The organism is Nocardia sp. NPDC060220 (assembly GCF_042727815.1).
Classification (GTDB): domain Bacteria; phylum Actinomycetota; class Actinomycetes; order Mycobacteriales; family Mycobacteriaceae; genus Nocardia.
Genome location: NZ_JBHWZY010000381.1, coordinates 1 through 6,395, shown reverse-complemented (window position 1 = coordinate 6,395; position 6,395 = coordinate 1). Strand labels below are relative to the sequence as shown.

The window sequence follows — 6,395 nt, the reverse complement described above, 5'->3', positions numbered from 1 at the left end:
AGGCACACCTCCCAGGGCTCGAGTCGCCTGGAAGTCCTTGCCAGCGAGCGTGATCCGGCTGCGTCGGAGGCGTTCAACGACGAGGAATACCGGGCCGTGGCCCGCATTCTGCAGCGCTTCTACAACATCATTCTCACCGACTGCGGCACCGGTCTGATGCACTCGGCGATGAGCGGTGTCCTCGACCTCGCCCATTCGCTCGTGCTCATCTCCTCGGCCGCCATCGACGGCGCCCGCAGCGCCGCCGCGACCCTGGACTGGCTGTCCCTGCACGGCCACGACCATCTGGTCCGCAACGCGGTGGTCGTGATCAACCTCCCGCGCGAGGGCTCACCGAACGTCGGTGTCCAGCAGCTGCGCGAGTACTTCCTGTCCCGCTGCCGCGCCGTTCACATCATCCCGTTCGACGAGCACCTCTCCGAGGGCGCCGAGATCGACCTGCACCGCTTGCACAAGACCACCAAGCGCGCGTACGTGGAACTGGCGGCGACGGTGGCCGACGAGTTCGGCGTCCACCACCACCGACTCGGCTGACACGCACGGCACACCACGCCCGGCGGGGCGTGGTGTGCGGTCGAGGTGCCAGCTCACCACTCGGGCAGCCGCCTGCGCCCGGCCAGTACGTCACGCACCAGATCGTCGTAGGCGTCGGCCAGTTCGGCCAGGTGATGCCACGCGCAGTGCAGCATTTCGTCGTTGGCCGCCAACGTCATCAGGGCGTGGTGCGCTCGCACGGAAGCCTCGGCCATGCGGTCGATGACCGAGCCGACGGTCTCCGTGTGCAGCGTGGCGCCGAGGCGGTGCTGCGGGATGGCCCGCAAAACCCAGTCGTCGATCGCCAGCACCAGTTCACTACGCCGGCAGTCGATTTCGCGCAGGACCACCGGATCGGTGTCGACTCGGCCCCCGCGCCCGACGATCCGTTTCTCGTGCAGCACGGCCAGATCACGCGCGAACCACAGCAGCGGTCCCCCGACCACCCGATGTCCGCGACACGCCCGGACGAGAATGTCGGAGAGGGGTAACAGACCGGTAGCTGCCGGGAGCCCGGCGGTATCGACACTCCGCACTGTGTCGGGGAAAGCCATTACAACTGTAGAACTCTCCGAACCAGCCACGTTGCCTCGCCGTCATCGCCGCAGAGCACCGGATCAGGACGTTCATTACAATAAACCTCGCAAGCTTTCTGTCAAGCATTACTCGGCCGTAGGTAACCGATACGAGTACACTTCGTTACCTGCACGACCTACCGAGGAGCATGATGGCGGACGGTCCGACCTATCTCCGGATCGCGAACCTCCTCCGCGAGGAGATCCACGCGGGCACATGGAAACCGGGCGACCGGTTACCCAGCCACTCCGAGCTCGCCGATCAGATGCAGGTCTCGATCACCACCTCGCGCAACGCGATTCAGGTGCTCGTCGCCGAAAATCTCGTCTACACAGCAACTTCCCGCGGCACCATCGTGCGCAACCAGGAGGTCCTGGAGTCGGTGGTCACCGACCACATCCGGCGCGATCGGCCCAGGTCGGCACACGACATCTTCGAGGAGATCGCGCGCGCGGCCAACCGGGAACCGTCCAAGCAATTCAGCACCAGGATGGAACCCGCGAACACCGAAGTCGCGCGCTGGCTCGGTGTCGCCGCCGATTCCTGGGTGCTCGCGCGCACGGTGGTGCAGTACCTGGACAACGAGCCGTGGTCGTGGGAGGTGAGTTTCTACCCCCGCGACCTCGCCGAAGCCGCGGGCATCGACTCGCCACACGACATCCCCGAGGGCACCACCCGCCGCCTGGCCGATCGCGGCTACGGCGAGACCGCCCACCGCGACACCGTGCTGGCGCGCGCCGCCACCGCCGAAGAAGCGGCAGTGCTCGGCGTCGCCACCGGCACCGTCCTGCTCGACCATCTGCGCATCGGCGCCAACCATGAACGCGTCACCCGCGCCACCCGCCACCGTTCCCTGGCGGGCCGCAACCAGCTGGCCTATCAGCTCGGCGACAACACGGGCACCGACGTCATCGCCCGCACGTTGGGCATCGCACCCGGGTTGGCCGTCGCGCTGCCATGACGGTGCGCCTGCGCCCGGCCACCCTGGGCGACCTGCCGCTGATCTGCCGCCTGCGCGTGCAGCGCACGTCGTGGCTGACGGCACGCGGGTCGGATCAGTGGACGGTGGCGGGACGCGGTCGACCGATCGAGATCTTCGCCGGGGCGGTCGGGCGGGCGCTGGATCGCGGTGAGACGTGGATCGCGGAGGTCGACAGTGAGCCCGCCGGGACGATCACGGTCAACCAGCGAGCCGATCCCGGCCTGTGGTCGACGTGGGAGCTGGCCGAGTCGGTGATCGTGCACTTCATGATCGTCGACCTGCGGTTCGCGGGTCTGCAGGTGGGGCACCGGATGCTCGCCCACGCCGCCCGGCTGGCCGACCAGAAGCACCGGGACTGGGTCCGCCTCGATGCCTGGACCGCCAACCGCCACCTGCACGACTACTACCGCCGCGCCGGCTTCACCCTGGCCCGCATCGCCGACCCACTGGCGAGGGGCCCGTCCTGCGCGCTGTTCGAACGCCGCACCGACAGCTGGTGCGGTTCACCGGTCCGCCGCCCGGCGCACCGGCGCTCCGTCCCGGCACTGCCGCTGATGGATCACTTCCCCGGCTGAGTACGCGGTTACAGCGGTGGCAGGTCGGCGATGTGCACGAGTTCGATGCCCTGGCTGCGGGAGACCAGCGTGCCTCGGCCGGGCGGCATCTTGCTCGGGCGGACATCGCCGATCAGCTTTCCCTCGTCCCGGGAACCGCTCATGATCAGCGTCTGCACCGACAGGTTCTTCATCGCGCCGAGCACCGGGTCGTACAGCGCACGCGACGCGCCACCGATACGGCGGGTGACGACCAGGTGCAGGCCGATATCGCGTGCCTGCGGCAGGTATTCGAGCAGCGGGGCGAAGGGGTTGACCGATCCGGTGACCACCATGTCGTAGTCGTCGACGACGACATAGATCTCCGGGCCCGACCACCAGCTGCGTTCACGCAGTTGCTGCTGGGTGATGTCGGAACCGGGAATTCGCTTGGCCAGGTAGCCCGCCACCTCGGCGATCATCGGCCCACAGGTCTGTGACGAGGTCGAGTATCCGGCCAGCTGATCGCCCTCGAGCACACCGAGCATGGTGCGCCGGTAGTCGATCAGGATGACCCGCGCCTCGGACGCGTCGGACTGTTCGGCGATGCTCATCACGATGTTGCGCAGCAGCGTGGTCTTGCCGCATTCCACGTCCGCGAAGGCCATGAAGTGCGGTTCGAGACCGAAATCCAGTACCAGCGGCTGCAATTCGGACTCGCCGAGACCGACGACGACCTTGCTGCGGTCGAGCTTGACACCCTGTCCCTTGGCGGTGGCGACGACCTCGTCGCGCGGGAAGCTCAGCGGCAGCATGCGCACCTGCGGGGCACGGCGTCCCGGATACAGCGCGATGAGCTCTTCCCGCGCCCTGGTGACACCGTCGGCGACCGTGGACGGATCGGAGTCCGAATCCAGGCGGGGCAACGCGATCAGCATGTGCAACTGTTCGCGGGTGAGACCCCGGCCCGGCCTGCCGACCGGAACCTGGTGCGCGGTGCGGCGATTCATCTCCGAGTCACCGGGGTCGCCCAGGCGCAGCTCCAGCCTGGTACCGACCTGGTCCTTGACCACCGGCCGGATCTCGGCCCAGCGCGAGGCGCCGATCATCAGGTGGACGCCGAAGGAAAGACCCTGGGTGGCAATGGCATTGATCAGCGGTTCGAGGATGTCGAATTCCTCGCGGATGGCGCCCCAGCCGTCGATCACCAGGAACACGTCACCGAACTGGTCGGCGGCGAGCAGGTCGCCCGGTGCGGCGGTGGTCCCGTTGATCTGTCGTGCCTCGAGCGCGGAGAACTTGCGACGGCGGAACTCGGCCATGGATTCGATGCCGAGCTCGGCGAATCGTTCCTCGCGCTGCCGCATGAGGGTGGTGAGCTCGGCGATGGTGCGCCGGACCCGATCGCCGTCGAGACGACCGGCAACCGAACCGACGTGCGGGATCCCGACCAGACCGGCCATGCTGCCGCCACCGAAGTCGAGGCAGTAGAACTGCACCTGCTCGGGCGTGTGCGTGGCGGCCGCGGCCAGGATGATCGTGCGCAAGGTGGTCGACTTGCCCGACTGCGGGCCACCGACCACCGCGACATTGCCCTGTGCGCCCGCGAGATTGATGGTGAGCACGTCGCGACGCTGCTCGTAGGGCTTGTCGATGACACCGATCGGCATCCACAGCTGACCGTGCCGGTTCACCGGCGATCGCCAGTCGGGGTCGGGCAGCAACATGTCGGCGGTCGGCGATTCCTCCAGCGGTGGCAGCCACACTTCGTGGGCGGGCCTGCCGTGCCCGGTCAGCCGCTTGACCACCACGTCGAGCAACGAATCCGGGATACCCTCCTCGGCGCTCTGACCACCGGGCGGGGGCGGTGGTGGGAGTTCCGGCCGGCCGCGCAGGATCGGGTCGGTCTCCTCGTGTTCCGGCTCGAGCTCGGCGGCTTCGACGGGGGCCGCGGTGAACACCACGGGCCGTTGCCCGCCGACCGGCGCGCCGTCGTCGTCGATGACCGTGCCGACCGGCGCGACATAGGAACCCGAGACATAACTGGCGTTGAACCGAAGCGGTTCGGAGGCATCGCTTTTCAGGTAGCCCGCGCCGGGCACGCTGGGCAGGTGGTAGGCGTCGGTGATGCCGAGTACCGCGCGCGATTCGTTGGCCGAGAAGGTGCGCAGACCGATCCGGTAGGACAGGTGCGATTCCAGGCCGCGCAGCTTGTTCTCCTCCAGGCGCTGCGAGGCCAGCAGCAGATGCACGTGCAGCGAGCGACCGAGACGGCCGATCATCACGAACAGTTCGGCGAAATCCGGTTTCTGCGAGAGCAATTCGGAGAACTCGTCGACCACCACGAACAGCGCGGGTAGCGGGTCGAGCGGAACGCCTGCCGCCCTTGCCTTCTCGTAGTCGGTGACGTTGGCGTAGTTGCCCGCCGAGCGCAGCAGCTCCTGGCGGCGGTTCATCTCACCGGCCAGCGCGTCCTTCATGCGGTCGACCAGCGAGAGCTCGTCCTCGAGGTTGGTGATCACGGCCGCGACGTGCGGCAGCGAGTCGAGGCCGAGGAACGTCGCGCCACCCTTGAAGTCGACGAGCACGAGGTTGAGGGCATCCGGCGAATGCGTGGTGACCAGCGAAAGTACCAGCGTACGAAGGAACTCCGACTTGCCCGAGCCGGTGGCACCGATGCACAGGCCGTGCGGGCCCATGCCGTTCTCGGCCGACTCCTTGATGTCGATCTCGACCGGCGTGCCGTCCGGGGTGATGCCGATCGGCACCCGCAGGCGTTCCCGCGCGGTTCGCGGTCGCCACACCCTGGCCGGGTCGATCTGGGCGGCGTCGGGAATGCGCAGCAGGGCCATCAGACCGGGGTCGCTGGTGGTGCCCTCCCCCAGGCTGACGATCTGCGCGGCCGTCGCGAGCCGGTAGCGGGCGAGTGAGCGCGCGAAGGCCGCCGCCTCGGCCGAGCTGACCTCGTCTGCCGTGGCGAACCGTTCCACCCCGGCGGCACTGCGCGCCGACACCGCGCCGTCGGCGACGACCAGTTGCAGGCCGCGGCGCGCCGCGAGTCCGTTCTCCGGCGCGGTCAGATCGAGCACGGTCACCGAGTCGAGGCCGGATTCGCTGATGGTGCGCTCGTTACCGCTGATGTAGCCGTCATCGATCACCACCACCAGGTGCAACCGGCCCTGGGTGGGCTGCGGATTGCGCATGAACCGGCCGCGTTCCATCAGCTCGGTCTGCAACGCCGATTCGAGCTCGCCCAGCGAGGTGTACATCATCCGCGCCGAGCCCAGTCCGTCGCGCACCGACGGATGCTGCACGTGCGGAAGCCATTTCGCCCAGGCCCAGTGCGTATCGGGATCGGCACAGACGATGGCGACGACGAGATTGTCCGGCCCGTGGAAGGTGGTCAGTTCCATCAGCATCGCCCGCACCAGCTCGCGGCCCTCGTCGAGGTCACCACCGATATTGATGGCGGGGAAGGCCCGCAGCGAGACCGCGGTCGGCAGTTCGTGCACCACCGAATGCGTGCGGACGAAACGGCGCAGCGCCACCGTGGACACCGGTTCGAGGTCTTCGAGCGGGCCGGTTTCGGGCCTGGCCAGCTTGGTGGCGAGGCGGTGGCTGCCGACGCCGACGCGCACATGCCCGAAGTCGGGGTCGTTGGGGCGGCGCTCCCACATCCGCCTGCTCCCGATCAGCGAGGGCAGATCGGCGGGTTCGGGATGACTCCAGCCGAGCGTCTCGAGCTGTTTGGTGCCGGTGGTGCGCACGTC

The 6,395-nt window shown here is 68.2% G+C and carries 5 protein-coding genes; 3 read left to right on the top strand and 2 right to left on the bottom strand.

Translation table 11 applies throughout. The features are described from left to right. The coding region (locus ACFWF3_RS20080) for a MinD/ParA family protein (RefSeq protein WP_379314824.1) at window positions 1-534 on the top strand (534 nt) is incomplete at its 5' end. 53 nt (window positions 535-587) lie between these two features. On the opposite strand, the gene ACFWF3_RS20075 is transcribed toward ACFWF3_RS20080, so the two are convergent. Next, window positions 588-980 carry a DUF4254 domain-containing protein gene (locus ACFWF3_RS20075; protein ID WP_379314823.1) on the bottom strand — a complete coding sequence of 131 codons (393 nt, stop codon included), beginning with the start codon at window positions 978-980 and terminating at the stop codon, window positions 588-590. A gap of 281 nt (window positions 981-1,261) precedes the next feature. On the opposite strand from ACFWF3_RS20075, the gene ACFWF3_RS20070 reads away from it, so the two are divergent. Next, window positions 1,262-2,071 (top strand): GntR family transcriptional regulator, encoded by an 810-nt coding sequence (locus ACFWF3_RS20070; RefSeq protein WP_378993617.1) that lies wholly within the window; start codon window positions 1,262-1,264, stop codon window positions 2,069-2,071. Beyond that, window positions 2,068-2,667: a GNAT family N-acetyltransferase gene (locus ACFWF3_RS20065; RefSeq protein ID WP_378993618.1), complete on the top strand. Its 600-nt coding sequence runs from the start codon at window positions 2,068-2,070 to the stop codon at window positions 2,665-2,667. The genes ACFWF3_RS20070 and ACFWF3_RS20065 overlap by 4 nt, the downstream gene beginning before the upstream one ends. Before the next feature lie 8 nt (window positions 2,668-2,675). Here the strand turns inward: ACFWF3_RS20065 and eccCa are convergent. Then, the coding region (gene eccCa, locus ACFWF3_RS20060) for a type VII secretion protein EccCa (protein WP_379314822.1) at window positions 2,676-6,395 on the bottom strand (3,720 nt) is incomplete at its 5' end.

Excerpts from the sequence above, each read along its gene's own strand:
- ACFWF3_RS20070 (WP_378993617.1), top strand. The coding sequence starts at position 1,262 with ATGGCGGACGGTCCGACCTATCTCCGGATCGCGAACCTCCTCCGCGAG.
- ACFWF3_RS20065 (WP_378993618.1), top strand. The coding sequence starts at position 2,068 with ATGACGGTGCGCCTGCGCCCGGCCACCCTGGGCGACCTGCCGCTGATC.